This window comes from Streptomyces sp. A1136 (genome assembly GCF_004795055.1).
Classification (GTDB): Bacteria; Actinomycetota; Actinomycetes; order Streptomycetales; family Streptomycetaceae; genus Streptomyces.
This window is the reverse complement of record NZ_SSBJ01000040.1, coordinates 16,883-34,542: the sequence shown is the minus strand read 5'-3', so window position 1 is coordinate 34,542 and position 17,660 is coordinate 16,883. Positions and strand designations below refer to the sequence as shown.

Sequence of the window (17,660 nt, the reverse complement as noted above, 5' to 3'; positions counted from 1 at the left end):
GTTCGGCCCGTGGAAGAAGTAATGCCCCGGCTGGAGGAGATCGACCACCTTCGGCTCAAGGCAGTCTTGGCCCACTGCCCCGAACTCGACGCCCTCACCACTCACGTCCGGTCCTTCGCCCAGATGCTCACCGAGCGCCAGGGCGAACGGCTTCCGCAGTGGCTCGACGCCGTCCGGCGCGACGACCTCCCCAGCCTCCACACCCTGGCCGCAGGCATCGAACGTGACCGTGATGCCGTCATTGCCGGGCTCACCCTGCCCTGGAACTCCGGCGTCGTCGAGGGACACGTCAACCGGATCAAGATGCTCAAACGCCAGATGTTCGGCCGGGCCGGCTTCGCTCTCCTGAGGAAGAGAGTTCTTCTGGCCAGCTGACCACAGCCACCCATAGGGTGACGGGGACGAGAGAAGATGCACCATGGATCCCCGCATACCCCGCCTGCGTCGCAAGCTGGCCGCGATCCCTTTCCAACCCCTGCGCAGCCACTCCTTCGGAGAAGAGAAACACGAGTTTCGCCTTGGACCGAAGCTGGCGGAAGCACGCGTTGCTGCATTCGAGGCCAAGCACGACATCGTCCTGCCCGACGCCTATCGGCAGTTCCTGACGCACATCGGCGGCTCAGGCGCGGCGCCGTTCTACGGCCTCATGCCGCTGGAGCGATGTTCCCTGCGGGTCATGAATCCGCGCGGAGAACCAGGGACACCCCGCGGCTTTGACGGCAGAGACCCCAGGGGCCACGGACGCGACCTCTTCCTCCACATCATCGAGATGGGCTGCACCGACGTATGCCTCATCGCGGTGACCGGACCCCTCACCGGCCGTATCCTCATTGGTAACAGCGACGGGTACTGGGGCCCCAACGTCTCCTCCGCCACCGACTTTCTCGACTGGTACGAACGCTGGCTCAATCACATGAGCGCCGGACGCGACAACCGGGCCCTGGAACTCACCTCGCCGAAGCTTCGCGCTCATCCAAACCGCCATCGCATGGCTCCGAAGATCTGACTCTTCGTAATCACTCCACGGAAAGTGAGCCAGAACCCGAGAAATGACGGCAGTGCCGTGCCGCTGAGGCAGACGGACGGAGGTGCGATGATCTGTTCGTGGTGACAGATGCCGAGTGGACTCGGATTCGGAGGGACCTGCGCTTCGGGCAGGTCTTCAAGGGCACCGTGGTGGAGGTTCCCAGGCCCGGTGCGATCGGGATCTTCGTGGACATCGGCCTGAGCGTCGGAGGCTTTGTCGACGTTCTGCTGCTGCCGAGCGAGGTCGAAGACTGGCCGGCGGAGGGCACGGTTGCCGATTTCGAGATCTGGTGGACAGACAGCCGCCAGCAGATCCGGCTGAAGCCGTCCGACTCTCGGTATCTGCGGACCGACTTCACAGACTTCGTCGAACGCTTCCGTCCCAGTTGGCCTGCCGATGTCGGCCAGCCCGTTCGTGACCCGGGGCCTGTCACCCCCGACGAGTTGCGGGCCCTGCTTCGCTCCGATGGGTCGTCGGCCAGCTCCCCCTGAGACTGGAGAAGCGGCCGACGCTCCCGGCGGGACCTAGAGCGTGTCTCTCAGGTCTGGCTGTGAGTCCGTCAGCAGTGGGCGTACCCAGTCCGTGGCTGGTGGGCAACTCGCTCGACAGGTCTCGGGAGGCCATGGCCCGCTGCACGGGGTCGGGTCAAGCGGGCCAGCCTCTCGCGTGATGGTGCGGTCGCACCAGTCGCATAGCACCGTCGCGTGGGCACCTGCGGCCTCAAGGGCACCGGCCGCGTCCTGGGCGGCTTCGAGCCAGTCGGGTTCTGTGACCGCTACGGGCGCACTGTCCAGCAGGAGCTTGCTGTTCCAAAGGCTGAGGCCGATGATCGTTCGGATCGCACGGATCGCCTCCGCCTTCCGGTCTCCTGACTCCGTGAGCAGAACTCGGAATCCTGGCTCTTCCACACACCCTCCCCGGCGGCCTTACGCTGTCCAGCCAGTGAACCATCCCCGCAGCTGAGCGCCATGGGGCGGACAAGCCGGATTCTCGATGACGCCGCCGACCTCCCGCACCTGGGCCAGACGCGGAACCACACCGGTCATCCGGGTCCGCGGACGCTCCCAGCGCCGCTTCTCCATCGCGGCAATGTGCTGCTACAAGCCCGGCGAACGCTCCCGCCTCGTCTACCGGCCCAAACGGCATACCGACCACAAGAGTGGCGGGCGCAAGAGCTTCGCCTGGACCGAGTACCGCGACCTCCTCATCGCCGCCCACCAGCAGCTCGGCGGACCGATCGTCCTCGTATGGGACAACCTCAATGTCCACAAAGACCGCCGCATGCGGGCCTTCATCGACGCACACGACTGGATCACCGCCTACCATCTGCCGCCCTACGCACCCGACCTCAACCCGGTGGAAGGCATCTGGTCCATCCTCCGCCGGACCAGCCAGGCGAACACCGCCTTCACCGACCCCGACCACCTCATGCGCCGACTCCGACACGGCCTCCGCCAGATCCAATACCGCAGCGACATCATCGACGGATGCCTCACCGGAACCGGACTCACACTGACGACACCACGACTACAAGCTCAGTAACGGGTGGGGTGTGGTGGTCGTGCTACGACGACACCACCGTCACGGAGGCGTCCAAGCTGGACATCGACCACATGGTCCCGCTCGCCGAAGCGTGGGACAGCGGGGCCTCGGCGTGGACGCCGGTGCGGCGGGAGGCGTACGCGAACGACCAGGGCCAGCTGTCCTCGCTGGTGGCGGTGACGGCTCGCTCGAACCGGAGCAAGGCGGACCAAGACCCGGCCCAGTGGCTGCCGCTGGCGCCGGACGCCGTGTGCCGCTACGGCGCGGAGTGGACCGCGACCAAGCTCCGCTGGGGCCTGGCCGTCGACGAGGCGGAGCGGGAGCGGCTGCTGGACATCGCGGCCGGCTGCGGCGGCACGGACGTGGAGTTCACCCGGCACCGTAGGCCGGGCGTTGAAGGGCTGGGGGCAGGGCCATTGGGCCTGCCCCCAGCCCGCTGTGCCCCACTACCGCTCACGCGGCGCCCGGACAGCCGGCGTCCGCGGTGCCGCTGCAAGCAGGCCGCTCCGGCCGTGCCGAGGCGGGAGCGGAGAGACGACTACAACCCCTGGAAAAACATCGTGCGACTGCGTTGGTCCCTTCCACTGCCGGGTCCGTTGTCCATCGGAGGCTCCGCCCGGCTCACCCCGGGCTCCAGCCGCAAGGGCGGAGCCGGTCTCATCTCCGGCATGATCAAATTGTGTGCCTACCTACTGGTGGCCGAAGCATGGGCCATCTGGTGGCTCGGGAAGGTCTACTACATCCTGGGCGTCGTGGAGCACAGGAAGATCACGGGTCAGCCCACCCCGATCTGGCGCTCCCGCAACGGCTGGTGGTAACCGGCGAAGTCGAGCTTCCGGCCAGTTGCCGGCGCGGGCTTTGGCGATGCGGCGTTCGACGGTGCGGGTGCTGACACCGTAGCGGGCGGCGAGGGAGCCCCCGGTGACGGCTGGCCGACCCTTGCCACTGCTGCCCGGCGGCAAGGGCGGCGGCGATCTCCGAACGCCTCTGTCCGGTGCGGTGCGGCGGGGGATGCGGTCCTTTGTCCGGCTGGTCCACCGATGCGGACGCCGACGAACTGGCCACCCTGACGGCCGGGGAGTTCGGGGCATCGGTGCTTTCGTTGACGCGCCGGGAACGGCCACGTTGGCGGTGCTCGGCCAGGTACGGGTGATCGAGCGATTCCGGTCGGGGTCGGGCGGCCTGCGGGTGACTCTGGCGGGCCGGCCAGTGCCGTCGCGCCGACGTCGATGGGTGGGGTGGTCCGGTACGGGGTCCCGTACGCCGGCTCGGGTGACTGGTGCGTGTCCCGCCGATACGACCGCAGTGGCCTGGTCCCGGTGCCCCGGTGCCACACGGGGACACGGCGGGGCCGGTGGGGGAGTGGCATCCCGGAGACGGGGTTCACTGCACGTTCCTGGACCAGAAGACTCCGTCAGCTCAGGCTCCGGTCTGGCTTGGCTTCTGCTGGGCTTCCCGCAGGGCGGCACAGCAGGTCACACAGAGCGAGTCCTCTCAGGGAGTACCCGTGGTGCACGGCGGGTGTGTACGAGCCGATGCAGCTCAGCGCCAGTGCGGGCCACCGTAGCGAGTGCAAAATGTGTGGCCCTATCGCTGGATCGAGCGACACCAGGGATCTGGCCCGTATATAGCCCGGCAGGCTACGACTTGCAGTAGGGATCCGGCCGTTTGGATACGCGAGCCGAGTAAGGTGCGTTCAAAAATTGGGATGGAAGATCTTGAATTTTGGGCCATGACCTGGTCTAAAATCGCCCGCCAACGAGCAGGGTCTACGCCATGGCTGGCGGCCAAAGCACCATCTTCAAAAGTCCACACAACCATTGATGATCACGCGGTACCCGTTCCTCGATCGGTTCCACTCGCCAACTGGTGCCAAGCATGACCACACCAGGGGGCGCAGAACCGCTCCCGGCGACGTTCGTCCGACACCCCCAGCAGCGCGACCAGCAGCCGAAATGACTTCACCCGCTCGTCCTGCGGCAGATTGATGATCTTTTCCAACTGCACGTTGAGCTGCCCACGCGTGATCAAAACCGCGGGGGTATGCGTCGGCCGAAGGCCGGCGCGTCGAACGCTCTCGGGCCCGTCCTCCTCCGTTGCGCGGGCCTGCAAACAGTGTCCGCCCAGCTCCCGCAGGACCTCGAACTGGTTGTCAGCTGGCAGGGCTTCGAACCACTCGACACCCTGCTCGATCGGGCGCAGGTCCTGCGCGAGCATGTTCAGCATGACCGTGCGCTCGTTCATCTGTCTCCCCCTGCGATCCGGCCGAGGCGAGTCGCCCCCGTGAGCCCTCGAGCCTGATCACGAAGTATGACTGGAGTACGAAGCGCCTGGTGCTTCGGGCTCCTGTACGCGCTGGTCGGGCCGTTCGAGATGATGCGTAGGGGTCGAGCAGCCCCAGAGCAGGTCCTCGCGAGCTGCTGGAGCCGCCCTGTCAGTGCGACCGGCTAGCGTGCGCTCGTGACCACACTCGAACTGGTTCTCGCTCTCGGGGCCGATGACCTGACAGAACGGGATGCCGCCGCCACTGCCGTAGCTGAACTGGGGGCCGAGGCCCTACCAGTACTGATCGGGCAACTGCAGGAACCGGCCTCGCCCGTGAGCGAGCCAGTCATGCTGGCCGTCTTGCACCGCATGGGCACGGAGGCGTTCGAGGCGGTGCTCTGCGCCCTGCAGACCTCGGCACCAGGAGAAGCGCCTCATCGGCTGTTGCGGGCGTTCGCCGGATTCGGCGCGGCGGCACTGCACGGCTACGTTGACGCCCTCCTGCTTGACGATTCGACCCTGCGGCGTGCCGCTGTGACAGCGATCAGCCGCTGGAGCAGCCACGTGCCCGCTGCCGCGCGACATGTGTTGCCGCTGCTGGGTGACCGGGACGCGAAGGTCAGGCAGGCTGCGGTTCAGGCGTTCTCGCCGTGGGGAACCGCCGTGGTGCCGCTGCTCCAGGCGGTCCGCGTCGACGGTCCCGGGGCGGCGCGTGCGGGTGCTCTGGAGGCCTTGGCGGAGATCGGCGGCGAGGCGGTGATCAGTGCCCGTGACATCGCGGCACTGGAGCGGCTGGCCAGGATCGAAATCGCCGGCGACGCACCAGTTCCGCTCTCCTGCTGCTTCCTCTCCTGGATCGCGGTGCCTACCGGGGACCAGGCCGGTGTCATGGAGATGCTCGGGCTGTCGCAACCGCGTCCGGTCCCGTTCGCCGTCGGGGTGTATGCCGCGGACATCGACAGCCATGGCGGCCTCGACGCCGATCCGCTCGATGTGTACCGCAGGGTGTTCGTTACTCCTGAGCTCGCTGGCTGGACCTTGGTGGTGGGTTCCTGGTGCGATCCCAGCGCAACCGAACGCCAGAACGAGGTCCTCGAAGCGTGCGAACGACTCAGCACTCGCTTCGGTCGCGCGCAGGCCTACTGGTGGAGCGCCTCGCAGGACGGCTCAGCGATCCTGATCGCCGAGGATGGCGTCGTCGTCCGCCGCTTCGGCTACTTCCCCGACGAGGATGTGCAGCACCTGGAACTGGGAGGACTCTCGCGTGCGAGCAGCAGCGGCGCGCCGCGCTGGCAGCCAACCGGGTGGACACCGAGGAAGACGCCGACGAATGGATGTGGGAACTCCTCGACCTCGCGCCCAACCTGGCCGGCGCCTTGGGGCTGAACCCTCTGTCTATCGATGCTTCGACACCGACCCGGGGCACCGGAAAACTCGCTCTGACCGAGTACGGCCACCGCCTGGGCCCGCCGCCCGGAGCACTCAAACGGTGATCGAAATGACGTGGCATCGCAGGCGAGTGCCCGCAAAAGCCTGTGAAGACGCGTCAGCTCTTTTGGTTGAGGGCGCGGGTCAGGTCACGGTTGGCTGCTCGGGCGGCTTCGCTTGCACGCGCGGGGTGATGTCTTGGGCGAGGGCGAGGAGCTGCTCGTACAGGTCGGGGTGGGCGTCGTGCGGGAGGTGGAAGTGGGCGTGGAAAATTCGGGGCTGCTTCATGTCGCTGCCCCCTCGCCGCGCTCTATACCCCGCCGCACCAATTTGCCAAACTGGTGGACCTCATTCCACTCCTGTCCCAGCCTGTGGAATCTCCTTGGTGACTCCCAACGCGGTTAGTAGGGTGGTGAGTTCATTCCATCTGACCAGAATTCTTGGAGACATGTTGAAGACCGGAAAGATCGCCATACCCTTCGCCGCCGCGCTGCTCGTGTTCGCCGGAGCCCAGGTCGCCAGTGCCGACACCGTCGACCCCGCCGCAGAGCAAGCCAAGGAGCAGGCCGACCGGGCCGGTACCAAGAAGACCGGTGACATCTTCGCCACGTACAAGGGCAAGAAGATCAACCTGACCAAGAACGGCTGGGACACAGCCAAAAACTGCGCCGAATACCCTGACCTCACCGTCAAGTGCTTCGACACCGAAGACGAGGAGAAGGCCGCCACCAACTCCTACAAGAAGGCCAAGAAAGGGACCAAGTACGCGATCCCCGAGGCGCCCGAAGGCAGATCCGACCTGACGGTGAAGAAGGGCGCACCGAACAAGTCCGGCTCGATGGCCATCGCGGTCGACGGTGACGGCACCGCCTACGCCCCGTTCGGTTCCACCCGCATCTGGGCCGACATCTGGTACTACGGCCGCCAGCTCACCTTCTACAGTGACGGTTCGAAGAACCTGGGCGACTACTCCTTCCGCGACCAGGCGTCGTCCACCTGCAACAACGACGAGTCCGGCGGCATGGCACTCTACGACTGGCGCACCGGCATGCCGGACCCGTCCATCATCACCACACTGGGCGGATGCCTCGGAAACCTGCACAGCTACAGCTACCCGTACGGCGGGAACTGGGGCGACAAGGCCGACGAACTCACCATGTAACACCCACTGTCATCCGAGCCCCCGCGCTGACTACGGTGTGGGGGCTCTCCCATTCCTGGACCCGAGGAGCCCGCCTTGATCGCACGCCGTCTGCTGCTGACCGCATCCCTCCTTGCACTGGCCGGATGCTCACTGGAGGACCATCCGAAGGGAGACCTCGCCGTACCCGACCGCCTTACGCGCCAGCCCCACGGGTTCTACCTCCAAGACGAGGCGAGGGACGGTGATCTCTTCAAGGCGTGGGCAGCCTCCGAAAACAACCCGGACCGGTCCGTCGTGAGCCACGTGAAGGCGGTGCAGCGCGTGGTGGAGGGAGACGCCGTGTACGCCTACATCCACACCGACTTGAATCCGAAGAAGGACGATCCCGACACGCAGGCCCAGGCGATCGGCGAGGCGTACACGCAGTGGCCTCAGCGTGCCACCGACGCGGTCCGGATCGGTGTCTTCGACGCACAGGGCAAGCGCATGGGAAGGGCCATGATGGTGGAGCCTCAGCGAAGCTGACGGCATCCCCTGGCGGCCTGGTGGAGCCACGGCATCCGACCCAGCCATGCCGGGTTCGGTCGTCCTCAGGCGCCGCCCCGATCGCCGAAGAAGTCGCTGCGGGACGTGGGTGCCGAGGCGGAAGGGCCTGGGCATGAGGCACCACTCGCGCGAGACTGCGCGCGAGTCGTTCCCGGCCGTCTTGCAGTAGCCGGGTCTCGACCACCACAAGCCGACCATGGTGGCTAGTGCTGTGACCGGAGAGGTTCGCCGGGTTGCTCGTGGTGCTGGTTGGAAATGAGTTCTCCAATCCGCGCAGGGAGGCGGGATGGCGCAACCGGTCCGGGTTCGCGGGGTGACCGAGCAGGAGGGACAGAAACTCCAGCACATCGTCCGGCGGGGAAGTACCAGCTCAGTGCGGTTCCGGCGGGCGATGATGCTGCTGACCTCGGCCGGCGGCAGCACGGTCCCGGTCATAGCCCGGCTGGTCCAGGCGGACGAGGACACCGTCCGCGACGTGATCCACAGGTTCAACGAGATCGGGCTCGCATGCCTGGACCCTCGCTGGGCGGGAGGCCGTCCCCGCCTTCTCGACCGTGACGACGAGGACTTCGTCGTCCAGACGGCCACCACCCGCCCAACCGTGCTGGGCAAGCCCTTCACCCGCTGGTCCAACGCAAGCTAGCCGATCACCTGCGACGCAACACCATCCGGCCTGTCTGGATCAGCCGTGAGGCCCTGCGGTGCTTACTGGGCCGCCGCGGGATCTCCTTCCAGCGCACGAAGACCTGGAAGGAGTCCCCGGATCCGGACTTCGACGCCAAGCTGGCCAGGATCGAGTACGCGATCAACCAGCGGCCCAACCGAACCTTCGCCTTTGACGAGTTCGGCCCGCTCGGTATCCGACCGACCGCCGGCTCCTGCTGGGCTGTGGAAAGCCGCCCCGACCGACTGCCGTCCACCTACCGCCGCACCCAAGGAATCACTTACTTCCACGGCTGCTACTCCGTCGGAGACGACCAGCTCTGGGGCGTCAACCGCAGGCGCAAGGGAATCGACCACACCTGGGCTGCCTTGAGAACGATTCGGGCCGCCCGCCCGGACGGCGCTCCGATCTACGTGATCCTCGACAACCTCTCCGCCCACATGAACGGGCGGATGAAGCGATGGGCGATGAAGAACAAGGTCGAGCTGTGCTTCACCCCCACCTACGCCTCTTGGGCCAACCCCATCGAGGCCCACTTCGGACCGCTACGTCAGTTCACCCTGGCCAACTCGAACCATCCCAACCACACCGTCCAGACTCGGGCCCTGCACGCATACCTGCGCTGGCGCAATAAGAACGCCCGCCACCCCGACGTCCTCGCTGCCCAAGCCCGCGAACGCGCCCGTATCCGCAGCGAGAAAGGCATCCGCTGGGGCGGGCGCACACTCGTGAGATGCGAAAACGGCATCTGAACCTACCAAGACCGATCCTGCAGCCTAGGAGGATGGTCGGGCACAAACCGCACCATCTTGGTAGCCGGATCCTCTAGCGGCTCCGAGAAACGTGCTGGCCAGAGCTCCACCGGCCCGAGGTACTTACCCAACTTCCGTTCCGCCCGCGCCCGGTCAAGCGCCACTGTTTCGGCGCTCCCCCGGCACGTCACGGAGAACACCTCCCCCGTGGCCGGCTCGCAGGTATCCACAACCAGTGCCATGCGCGGATCTTCGGCGATGACCCGCTCCAGCCGGGAGTATGAGCCAGTAAGCCACCAAAATGCCTCCTCCTCCCAGATGAACCACACCGGGCGGACCGAGGGGCCCACGGTTGCCACACGGGCGACCAGAGGGCGGGCCAGGAATTCGTTCACGTCCATCGCGGCAATGTAGCGGCGCACCGCCGGGCGCAGTCTCGCAGGGTGGTTCGAGACTCCGACTACGGACACCCGGGCTGGGCAGGATCGCGGAACGATCAAGTGGCAACGCTCCACGCACGCAGCCTGGCCGATCGACCCGGTGAACCTATGCGGTCACAGCACTAGGCATGTCGTTCAGCCTCGGGGCTCGATGAAGTGGGTGAGTGTCGCTGTCGGCACTTGAGAAACGAGTGGGCGCTGACCCAGCCCTGCCGCTTGTCGAGGAAGAGCGGTGCTTCATCACGGCAGCCGTGGCGCAGGTAGCGGCGGCGATCGGTGCTCCCGCTGTCAGCGGCTCTGGTGAGGCGACGAGGACGGCCGTCCCGTTCGGCGGGCGGCTGAACTGCGACGGGAGGGCGCACCTGGCAGCTGCGCGTCGCGGCGGCCCCGGATGTCGACGCCTTTATGGACTCTGCTGGCGACCCGGAGGGCGAGGACGTCCGAGCCGCGTCCGTCGGGCAACTGTCCGTCGAAGCGTTACCCCAGCGCTCCTCCGCCGTCTACTGGCGAGCGCCGTCAGCGGGCGTTGCCCGTTGCCGTACTTCTGGCAGGGCCTGCCTGCGGTGGAGCGGGTGGCGTGGAAGGCCTGCGAGGCCGGGCGCCTGCTGATGCTGCGGTGCTTGGCGGCAGACCCGGCCGAAGTGGGGTTGGCCGATAGGATGGTCGCGCCCGTCCGCCACCCCGGCGACGGGCCCCGCGTCCGGCAAGGAGACCCGGTAGTGAACCAGCAGCACCGCGCCCGTACGGCGGTGTCCTCGGCTGGTTCGTGGGGCACTGCCGTGGGCAAGATCATGGCCGACGCGGGCACCCGCGTGATCATGCACGCGCGCCGCGCTGAGATCGCCGACGCGATCAACACGACGCACCGCAACGCCGGGTACTTCCCGGACGTTGAGCTGCCCCACACGGTGACCGCGACGACCGATCCGGCCGCCGCGCTGGACGGCGCGGACTTCCTCGTGCTGTCCATCCCCGCGCAGTCCCTGCGCACCAGCCTCGCGGCGTGGGCCCGGCATATCGGCCCGGACACCGTGATCGTGTCGCTGATGAAGGGCATCGAGATCGGCTCCGGGCTGCGGGCGAGCCAGGTCATCACCGAGGTGACCGGCCTGCCCGCCGAGCGGGTCGCGGTGCTGTCCGGCCCGAACCTGGCGCGCGAGATCATGGAGGGCCAGCCCGCTGCCGCTACCATCGCCTGCCCCGACGAGGACGCCGCCCACCGCGTCCAGCGCGCGTGCCACACCCCGTACTTCCGGCCCTACACCTCCACCGACGTCATCGGATGCGAGCTCGGCGGCGCGGTGAAGAACGTCATCGCCCTCGCCGTCGGCATCGCCTCCGGTATGGGACTGGGCCACAACGCGCAGGCCATGCTCATCACCCGGGGACTCGCGGAGACCACCCGGCTGGCCACCGCGATGGGCGCCCACCCGGCCACCCTCGCCGGGCTCGCCGGCCTCGGCGACCTGGTGGCGACCTGCTCCTCCCCGCTCTCCCGCAACCGCACCTTCGGCACCCACCTCGGCCACGGCTTGACCGTGACCGAGGCGACCGCAGCCACCCGCCAGACCACCGAAGGCGTCAAGTCCGCCGAGGCGATCCTCGCCCTGGCCGGCGCCCACGACGTCGAGATGCCGATCACCGAGATCGTCTCCGACCTGCTGCACGAGAAGGTCACGCTCGACCAGGCCGCGTCCGCGCTGATGCAGCGGCCCCCAAAGTCCGAGCGCTGACCCCCGCGGCACCCCGGCCCAGCGTGGACAGGGGTGTGGACCATGACCGCGTTCGGAAACGCCTTGGTCAGACGGTCAATGGCCTTCTTCCCCCGATGAGAGGAGCCATTGTCGACGATCCAGAAGACGCGTCTGGCACTGGCATAGGGTTCGGTGGTCATGACCTGTTCGACCAAGGCCATGAACGGCGCGATGCCGGTGTTGGCCTCGCAGCGGCCGAAGACTCGCGCCTGGTGGACGTCGTAGGCGGCCAGGTAGGCCACGGCCCCGCCGCGGCCGTATTCATGGTTGACGTGCATCGCCCTGGCCCGGCCTGGGGCGACGGTCGGGTGGCAGCGACAGCGGGCCTGGATCGAGGTCTTCTCGTCGCTGGAGACCACGTACTCGTCCGCGCCGAGGGGTTCGCCTTCGTAGTTTCGGGCGTATAGGTCAAGGATGCGCTGGGCCTTGGCGCCGAAGTCTGGGTCCCGGATGAAGATTCAGGCCTGGTACTGCCAGGGCTTGAGCGCGTCCTGGCGAAGCCATCGACGCACGGTGGACGCCGAAACGGTGTCGGTGATCCCGCGCGCGGTCAGCTCGGCGGCCAGTTCCGGGCACGACCAGCGCGCCAGCGGCACCCCGGTCTCGGCCGGGAGCTGGCAGGCCAGGGCCTTGGCCTCGGCGACCTGCACGGGGGTGAAGCGGGCCGGGCGCCCGCTGCGCCTGCGGTCGGCCAGGGCTGGCAAGCCGCCGTCGGCGAACCGGCCCCGCCAGGTGCGCACGGTGTCCACGTGCACACCCACCTCGACAGCGATCCGCGCGTTGGACCTGCCCCGAGTCGCCAGGAGCACGATCTGTGACCGGACCCTGGCCTGGTGCGGAGTCTTGTGACCGTAGGCCGCCTTCTTCAACCGTTGCCGTTCGGCGGCCGTCAGGGCTATGGGGCGGGCGGCAGGAACAGGCAAGGCAGACAGGCCGATCAGCAGATGTGGATCACAACGCCATGGGGGTCTTGCTCATGCCGTCTCGTGGTGGAGGGGGTCCAAGGCGCTGAGTTCTTCCACCGACAGGCGCAGGGAGCCGACGGCGACGTTCTGGGCGAGGTGGTCGAGGTCGCCGGTGCCGGGGATGGCCAGGACGTGGGGGCCCTGGTGGAGTGTCCACGCCAGCCGGATCTGGGCTGCGCTCACGCCGTGGGCGCGGGCGATGGCGTGCACCTCCGGGCTGTGGTCGGTGGTCGCACCAGCGGTGCGTCCGGTGCCGGCGATCGAGTAGAACGGCACGAACGCGATGCGTTGTCCACCGCAGATGCCCATGAACTCCTTCTGCTCGGGCGATGCGCCGATGCCGTACATGTTCTGGACGCAGACCACCGGTGCGATGGTCTGGGCCTCGGCGAGGTGGTGGGGGCGGATGTTGGACAGGCCTAGGTGCCGGATGAGTCCGGCCTCGCGCAGTTCGGCAAGTGCGCCGAAGCGTTCGGCGATGGAGTCGGTGCCGACGATGCGCAGGTTCACCACGTCGAGGTGGTCGCGGCCGAGCTGGCGCAGGTTCTCCTCGACCTGGCCGCGGAGTTGCTCGGGGGTGGCGTGCGGAAGCCATTGGCCTGAGGGGTCGCGGCCCGGCCCGACCTTGGTGGTGATGACGAGGTCGTCCGGGTAGGGGGCCAGTGCCTGGTTGATCAGCTCGTTGGCACAGCGCAGCGACGAGAAGTAGAACGCGGCGGTGTCGATGTGGTTCACGCCGAGTTCGACCGCGCGACGCAGCACACTGATCGCCTGGTCGCGGTCGCGTGGGACGGCATCGGCCGCGAATGCCTCGCCGTGCTGCGTCAGGCGCATCGCGCCGAAACCGATCCGGTTGACCGTCAGGTCGCCGAGCTTCCAGGTGCCCGATGCCGCCGCGGTAATCGTTTGTGAGGTCATGGCGGGATGATCTACGCACGGTACGCTGGCCCGCCATTGATTCATACATGCCTGAATCCATTGAGGAGCGTTCATCGTGGCAGAGCTGGCGTTCTCGACGAGCGATCTGGCGCAGGTGCGGTTCGCCGTCTCACCGATGTGGGAGGTCGCACCCAGCTTCCGACTGCTGACGTCCGCCGCCGCGCATCCAATCCACGGACCCTGGGCCGACCAGGTACGCCCGCGTATGGTGGCCGCCGGGCTGGACCGGGGCTGGCTCTGCGAGCTGGTCCCGCCCACCGGCGGCTACGTCCCCGACTTCCTCAACCCGGCCCCCGCCGGACCGGCCCCCACCCCGGCGGCAGAGCGAGACGCGATCCGGACCTCGCCCGCCGACCGGGTACGCCAGGACCTCGATCACCTCGCCCGCCACCAGGGGAACCTCGGCCCCCGGCTGCGAGCCCTGCACAACGACCCACAGGGCCTCCTGGCCAAGCTCGCAGAAGAGCTCGAAACGTACTGGGAGCTGGTACTCGCCCCCTACTGGGCACGAATCCGGGCAGTCCTGGACGCAGACATCCTCTACCGGGCCCGCCTGGCCGCCGAGCACGGCGCCGGCCACCTCCTCAACGACCTGCACACGTCCGTGAGCTGGGACGACAACGCGCTCCGGATGTCCCGCCGAAAGCAGCCGCTGACCCGCACGACGGCAGGCACGGGACTGCTGCTGATCCCCTCAGCCTTCACCGGACCAGGGTTGCGCACCCGAACGACGCCGCCGGACCCGCCCCAACTCGCCTATCCGGCGCGCGGTGTCGGCTCACTATGGACGAAGCGCCCCGTCACCCAGACCGACACCCTCTCCGCCGTACTCGGCCGCTCGCGGACCCTGCTGCTAACCGAGTTGGAGATCCCGGCCTCCACCACACAGCTGGCCCACCGCACCGGACTCTCCCCCGCAGGGGTATCCCAATACCTCACCGCGCTCCGCAACGCGGGCCTGGTCAGCGCCCACCGCGCCGGCCGCTCCGTCCTCTACGCCCGCACCGCCGCAGCCGAAGCCCTTCTCCAAGCCGCCTCCGCCTGACCTCACGTCAACGCCCGAAGGATTTACGGAGCCGACCACTTAGCCACGTACGGATGAACGTGCCCAACTGGTGATGTGCTGGGCCGGTGGATCGCCCGGGCAGTACCCGCGCCCACGACGAAGGCCCCGACCGGTGTGCCCGACTACACCTCGTTGAAGCCACGCGACGCGTCGTAGATGTCAGCCTCGATGACGACCACGAAGAAGCTCGTCACGACGTAGTGGACCATTACGCGGTCTTCCCAGGCCGCGCGCGTCACAGCGTCGCTCGTGTAGGCAAGGTGGCTGTCGGCGCCTTCGGGCTCGGCTGCGATCCTGGCAACGAGACGCAGGAACTTTTCCCGGTCCGCAGCCGGCATGTAGTCACGGAACCGCACAACCTGCTCGGTGAACTGCACGCGTCTCTTCATCGAAGCAGGATTCTAGGGACACGGTGAGGTCCCCTGCCGGGAATATCGGCCGGGGCCTACTCGCCTACAGGTAGCTCAGAGGGCGGTTTTCTCCCGGAGGTCGGAGACCAGGCCAGATTGTCGAGCTCCAGGATGGTGCGGCAGCGGCCGCACGTGTACTCGATGCCGCCGTTGCCGAGCTTCGCGGCGTCCGTGTCGTCGTCGCAGCAGACGGGGATGTCGTCGGCGATCTTCAACTGAGCACGTTTGTCTGTACCTCGTTGAGCACTTTCTCAAGTACGCCGACACCAGGATGCACGGGCGTTTAGACGTCAATGCCCGGCGCACTCGGAACGTCCCGGATCCAGGCGGCACGGTCCCGCTCCGCTGCGGCGACACGCTCAAGCGCCTCGAAGAACCGCCGGGTCTTCTCTGATTCCATCTCGCTGAGCTCGAAGCCGATCTCTTTCAGGGCGCTCAAGGCCATGTGCGAGTCCGGTCCGACCTTGACGAGATCCTCCAGGATCGCCACCGCCGCCAGAAGAGCACGCACCACGCCATCTTCCCGAAGCACGACTTCACCCTTCCCCGAGACCGACGATACGACGCGATGCTGCCACTCCGCGTGCTTCCAGGGCACCTGACGCGCGACACCAACTGTGCTCAGCAGGCCAAGAGGAACAACGTCTCCGCAACTCGGGAAGCGGGCGACCGGTGGACCTGGTTGGTGATCGCCGCCTACGCCCAGCTCCGGCTCGTCCGCCCACTGGCCGCTGACCTCCGCAGGCCCTGGGAGAAGCCGACCGAGCCGAACAAACTGACACCTGCCCGCGTCCGCAGAGGGTTCGGGAACCTGTGCACGAAGGCCGGCTCTCCGGCCGGTGCACCGAATCCATCCCGTCCCGGCCCTGGTCGGCCGCCGGGGTTGGAAGAAACCACCGCTACGAACGCCACCCCCGCAACTACCTGGCCTTTCTCGGCCTCGCAGCCGCCATCTGCTGCTACAAGCGACTCGTCCGCCTCACCACATAGGACACGGTTCCATTCCCTGCAGGCATCCGACACCGGATTGGCATGGGCCGTGAGCGGGCCGCGTCCTGTCGGTCATCCGGGCATGCCGAGGGCGGTGTCGGGGCTGCAGTACGGGCAGGATTCCACGCCGTCGGCGAGCATGCGCCGCGCCTGCTCCCGGCCGATGGGCTTGCCCTTGCCCATCCGGCACGCGCCGAGGTGAACACGCAGCACCTGTGGGCCGCCGGGGGTCCGTATCGCCTCCGCCTTCCAGTCCGGAGGCGGCGGCAACGTAGCCGGCTCTGCTCCTCGGCCAGGGCCGCCTCCAGGGCGGCGATGGTGCGCGCGACCTGGTGCTGCTGCCAGGTCAGCCATGCCTGGACGGCCCGCCACCGCTCCAGCCGCTCCTTGGTGTCGCTCATGACGGTCGCGGTCCTGGGTCGGAGACGGTGAAGGTGCCGTCGGTGTAGCGCACCACGAACTGCTGTTCCCCGCCCGCTGCGGCCTCGGCGGCCCGCCGCAGCTCCACCCGCCGGACCGCGCTGTACCCGCCGGCCCGCCAGAACGGAAGCCCGCTGATCAAGCAGGACAGGCCGATCAGTTCCCGCCGCAGCTCCGCAGCTCCCTTCTCCTGTCCGACGGCGAGCAGGTTGTACGTGCGGGTCCACTGCTGCTGGAGGTGGATCAGATCGTCGGGGAAGCGGAGTGATGCCATCCACTTAGTGAAACATGTGTTCGAATACTTGCGCGACGCGCCCACGAGGTCATCTCCAGGGGCGGTGTGACTGATTCCCAATCATGTTTGTCAAGGGCGCCGGGAACGTGGTGGAGGCCGGGAAGTGATCCCGGCGCTCGCCGCTGCGGCGAGTGAGATCCTGAACGGATGAACGAGACATCCGCTGCTCCGGCGACCGCTCGGTGGCCGCTGACCGCGGCTGGGGAGACTGATTGGCTGCGGGAGCTGGCCGACGATGACGGGCTCACCGGCTTCATGCCGCCGGCACTGCCCGACGCCGCCTGGGTGCTCCACTCCATGTACGAACACGAACTCGGGCCGACCGGCATGTCCTATGTCGCGTATCAACGAGCAGTGCTGAATGGCGGCGGGCCCGAGATCATCCCGGGCCTCGATCCCGCGGACGTGTCCGGGGGGACGCCGGGTGAGCCCCGCGGCCCCCGTTGGCGTCGGCTGCGCTGGGCGGAGCTCTCGCGGCGGACCGGTGATCCCGTGGCGGCCGAGGGGCGGCTGCCCTGCTATCGCTCATTCCCCTCGCTCCGGGAGCCGAGTGGCTGGCCTGTCGGCATCGCGGGGCCGTCGGAGGGCAGCCTGGACCGGGACGACTGGAACCGCCTGGTCGACATCCTCACCGAGCACAGCCCGCAGGGTGCTGAGACCCGCTGCCTGGCCTACTACAACCCGCTGTTGCAGAGGGCTGAGGACTTCGACAACCTGCACGTCCGGGCTGGCGCGCTCGCGGATGCCAAGGTGTTGTACGACCACCCGGAGGAGGACGGTTGGACCCCGTCCAACCTCTGGTCCCAGGACCGGTCCTGGGTCCTCTGCACGGACTACGACCTCTGGGCCACCAAGGTGGCAGGCCCTGCCCCGCTCGTCGAGGCCCTCCTGAACGACACGGAAATCGAGGCCCTCCGACTGCCCTGGGCCCTTTGATCCCGACTGCCCGGCCTGGGAACGACCAGGTGTGGCCAAGAGGCCACATGAAGCGCACGGTCACAAGGGCAGAGCGC

21 protein-coding genes and 5 pseudogenes are annotated in these 17,660 nt (G+C 67.7%); 14 read left to right on the top strand and 12 right to left on the bottom strand.

Going from position 1 to position 17,660, the window contains the following annotated elements:
• Window positions 1–51 precede the first annotated feature (51 nt).
• The 3 genes and pseudogenes from E6R62_RS30390 to E6R62_RS30380 form a co-directional block, all read left to right on the top strand.
• A pseudogene (locus E6R62_RS30390) lies at window positions 52–375 on the top strand (transposase); the annotation flags it as partial.
• 43 nt (window positions 376–418) lie between these two features.
• Window positions 419–1,006 carry an SMI1/KNR4 family protein gene (locus tag E6R62_RS30385; protein ID WP_136216697.1) on the top strand — a complete coding sequence of 196 codons (588 nt, stop codon included), beginning with the start codon at window positions 419–421 and terminating at the stop codon, window positions 1,004–1,006.
• A 98-nt stretch (window positions 1,007–1,104) separates the two neighbouring features.
• The gene (locus E6R62_RS30380) at window positions 1,105–1,518 is read left to right on the top strand and encodes a hypothetical protein (RefSeq protein ID WP_136216696.1); all 414 of its coding nucleotides are present in this window, start codon (window positions 1,105–1,107) and stop codon (window positions 1,516–1,518) included.
• Between the two features lie 33 nt (window positions 1,519–1,551).
• Here E6R62_RS30380 and E6R62_RS30375 read toward each other — a convergent pair whose 3' ends face one another.
• Window positions 1,552–1,935 carry a ribosomal protein L7/L12 gene (locus E6R62_RS30375; protein WP_136216695.1) on the bottom strand — a complete coding sequence of 128 codons (384 nt, stop codon included), beginning with the start codon at window positions 1,933–1,935 and terminating at the stop codon, window positions 1,552–1,554.
• Between the two features lie 85 nt (window positions 1,936–2,020).
• Here E6R62_RS30375 and E6R62_RS30370 point away from each other — a divergent pair, with 85 nt between their 5' ends.
• Window positions 2,021–2,569, top strand: coding sequence for a transposase (locus E6R62_RS30370; protein WP_136216694.1), 549 nt, complete (start codon window positions 2,021–2,023; stop codon window positions 2,567–2,569).
• Window positions 2,566–2,919 (top strand): annotated as a pseudogene (locus E6R62_RS41330) (HNH endonuclease family protein); the annotation flags it as partial. The gene E6R62_RS30370 and the pseudogene E6R62_RS41330, both read left to right, overlap by 4 nt.
• Window positions 2,920–3,258: 339 nt before the next feature.
• Here the strand turns inward: E6R62_RS41330 and E6R62_RS42270 are convergent.
• Both E6R62_RS42270 and E6R62_RS30360 read right to left on the bottom strand, forming a co-directional pair.
• Window positions 3,259–3,660, bottom strand: coding sequence for an HTH domain-containing protein (locus tag E6R62_RS42270; protein ID WP_368773876.1), 402 nt, complete (start codon window positions 3,658–3,660; stop codon window positions 3,259–3,261).
• A gap of 736 nt (window positions 3,661–4,396) precedes the next feature.
• On the bottom strand, window positions 4,397–4,813 hold the full coding sequence (locus E6R62_RS30360) for a DUF5958 family protein (protein WP_136216692.1): 417 nt from the start codon (window positions 4,811–4,813) through the stop codon (window positions 4,397–4,399).
• A gap of 216 nt (window positions 4,814–5,029) precedes the next feature.
• On the opposite strand from E6R62_RS30360, the gene E6R62_RS30355 reads away from it, so the two are divergent.
• Window positions 5,030–6,220, top strand: coding sequence for a HEAT repeat domain-containing protein (locus tag E6R62_RS30355; protein ID WP_136216691.1), 1,191 nt, complete (start codon window positions 5,030–5,032; stop codon window positions 6,218–6,220).
• 186 nt (window positions 6,221–6,406) lie between these two features.
• Here the strand turns inward: E6R62_RS30355 and E6R62_RS39875 are convergent, their stop codons facing one another.
• Window positions 6,407–6,550 (bottom strand): hypothetical protein, encoded by a 144-nt coding sequence (locus tag E6R62_RS39875; RefSeq protein ID WP_168714228.1) that lies wholly within the window; start codon window positions 6,548–6,550, stop codon window positions 6,407–6,409.
• A gap of 160 nt (window positions 6,551–6,710) precedes the next feature.
• On the opposite strand from E6R62_RS39875, the gene E6R62_RS30350 reads away from it, so the two are divergent.
• The 3 genes and pseudogenes from E6R62_RS30350 to E6R62_RS30340 all read left to right on the top strand — a co-directional run bounded on the left by E6R62_RS30350 (window position 6,711) and on the right by E6R62_RS30340 (window position 9,368).
• Window positions 6,711–7,424, top strand: coding sequence for a hypothetical protein (locus E6R62_RS30350; RefSeq protein WP_136216690.1), 714 nt, complete (start codon window positions 6,711–6,713; stop codon window positions 7,422–7,424).
• A gap of 75 nt (window positions 7,425–7,499) precedes the next feature.
• Complete coding sequence (locus E6R62_RS30345) at window positions 7,500–7,931, top strand: hypothetical protein (RefSeq protein WP_136216689.1); 432 nt, start codon at window positions 7,500–7,502, stop codon at window positions 7,929–7,931.
• Between the two features lie 307 nt (window positions 7,932–8,238).
• Window positions 8,239–9,368: pseudogene (locus tag E6R62_RS30340) on the top strand (IS630 family transposase).
• 2 nt (window positions 9,369–9,370) lie between these two features.
• On the opposite strand, the gene E6R62_RS30335 reads toward E6R62_RS30340, so the two are convergent.
• Complete coding sequence (locus tag E6R62_RS30335) at window positions 9,371–9,769, bottom strand: pyridoxamine 5'-phosphate oxidase family protein (RefSeq protein ID WP_168714227.1); 399 nt, start codon at window positions 9,767–9,769, stop codon at window positions 9,371–9,373.
• A gap of 758 nt (window positions 9,770–10,527) precedes the next feature.
• Here E6R62_RS30335 and E6R62_RS30330 point away from each other — a divergent pair.
• Window positions 10,528–11,541, top strand: coding sequence for an NAD(P)H-dependent glycerol-3-phosphate dehydrogenase (locus tag E6R62_RS30330; protein ID WP_240801994.1), 1,014 nt, complete (start codon window positions 10,528–10,530; stop codon window positions 11,539–11,541).
• A 479-nt stretch (window positions 11,542–12,020) separates the two neighbouring features.
• Here E6R62_RS30330 and E6R62_RS41325 read toward each other — a convergent pair whose 3' ends face one another.
• Together E6R62_RS41325 and E6R62_RS30320 are read right to left on the bottom strand one after the other, a co-directional pair.
• Entirely contained in the window at window positions 12,021–12,485 is a 465-nt protein-coding gene (locus tag E6R62_RS41325) for a helix-turn-helix domain-containing protein (RefSeq protein WP_240801993.1), read from the bottom strand.
• A 51-nt stretch (window positions 12,486–12,536) separates the two neighbouring features.
• Window positions 12,537–13,445 carry an aldo/keto reductase gene (locus E6R62_RS30320; RefSeq protein ID WP_136216688.1) on the bottom strand — a complete coding sequence of 303 codons (909 nt, stop codon included), beginning with the start codon at window positions 13,443–13,445 and terminating at the stop codon, window positions 12,537–12,539.
• A gap of 73 nt (window positions 13,446–13,518) precedes the next feature.
• On the opposite strand from E6R62_RS30320, the gene E6R62_RS30315 reads away from it, so the two are divergent.
• A complete protein-coding gene (locus E6R62_RS30315) occupies window positions 13,519–14,511 on the top strand; it encodes a DUF5937 family protein (RefSeq protein WP_240801999.1) in 993 nt (330 codons plus the stop codon).
• Between the two features lie 143 nt (window positions 14,512–14,654).
• Here the strand turns inward: E6R62_RS30315 and E6R62_RS30310 are convergent, their stop codons facing one another.
• From E6R62_RS30310 to E6R62_RS30300, 3 genes are all read right to left on the bottom strand, one after another.
• The gene (locus tag E6R62_RS30310; RefSeq protein WP_136216687.1) at window positions 14,655–14,909 is read right to left on the bottom strand and encodes a hypothetical protein; all 255 of its coding nucleotides are present in this window, start codon (window positions 14,907–14,909) and stop codon (window positions 14,655–14,657) included.
• Between the two features lie 68 nt (window positions 14,910–14,977).
• Window positions 14,978–15,157 carry a hypothetical protein gene (locus tag E6R62_RS30305; protein ID WP_136216686.1) on the bottom strand — a complete coding sequence of 60 codons (180 nt, stop codon included), beginning with the start codon at window positions 15,155–15,157 and terminating at the stop codon, window positions 14,978–14,980.
• A gap of 68 nt (window positions 15,158–15,225) precedes the next feature.
• Complete coding sequence (locus E6R62_RS30300) at window positions 15,226–15,540, bottom strand: hypothetical protein (protein ID WP_136216685.1); 315 nt, start codon at window positions 15,538–15,540, stop codon at window positions 15,226–15,228.
• 54 nt (window positions 15,541–15,594) lie between these two features.
• Here E6R62_RS30300 and E6R62_RS42085 point away from each other — a divergent pair.
• Both E6R62_RS42085 and E6R62_RS40360 read left to right on the top strand, forming a co-directional pair.
• A pseudogene (locus tag E6R62_RS42085) lies at window positions 15,595–15,837 on the top strand (transposase); the annotation flags it as partial.
• Window positions 15,834–15,932, top strand: a pseudogene (locus E6R62_RS40360) (IS5/IS1182 family transposase); the annotation flags it as partial. The pseudogenes E6R62_RS42085 and E6R62_RS40360, both read left to right, overlap by 4 nt.
• A 72-nt stretch (window positions 15,933–16,004) precedes the next feature.
• On the opposite strand, the gene E6R62_RS30285 reads toward E6R62_RS40360, so the two are convergent.
• Both E6R62_RS30285 and E6R62_RS30280 read right to left on the bottom strand, forming a co-directional pair.
• A complete protein-coding gene (locus tag E6R62_RS30285; RefSeq protein ID WP_136216684.1) occupies window positions 16,005–16,202 on the bottom strand; it encodes a DUF6233 domain-containing protein in 198 nt (65 codons plus the stop codon).
• Between the two features lie 127 nt (window positions 16,203–16,329).
• The gene (locus E6R62_RS30280) at window positions 16,330–16,626 is read right to left on the bottom strand and encodes a hypothetical protein (RefSeq protein WP_206308886.1); all 297 of its coding nucleotides are present in this window, start codon (window positions 16,624–16,626) and stop codon (window positions 16,330–16,332) included.
• Between the two features lie 168 nt (window positions 16,627–16,794).
• Between E6R62_RS30280 and E6R62_RS30275 the strand changes: the two genes are divergently transcribed.
• Window positions 16,795–17,583 carry a hypothetical protein gene (locus E6R62_RS30275; protein ID WP_136216683.1) on the top strand — a complete coding sequence of 263 codons (789 nt, stop codon included), beginning with the start codon at window positions 16,795–16,797 and terminating at the stop codon, window positions 17,581–17,583.
• Window positions 17,584–17,660 lie beyond the last annotated feature (77 nt).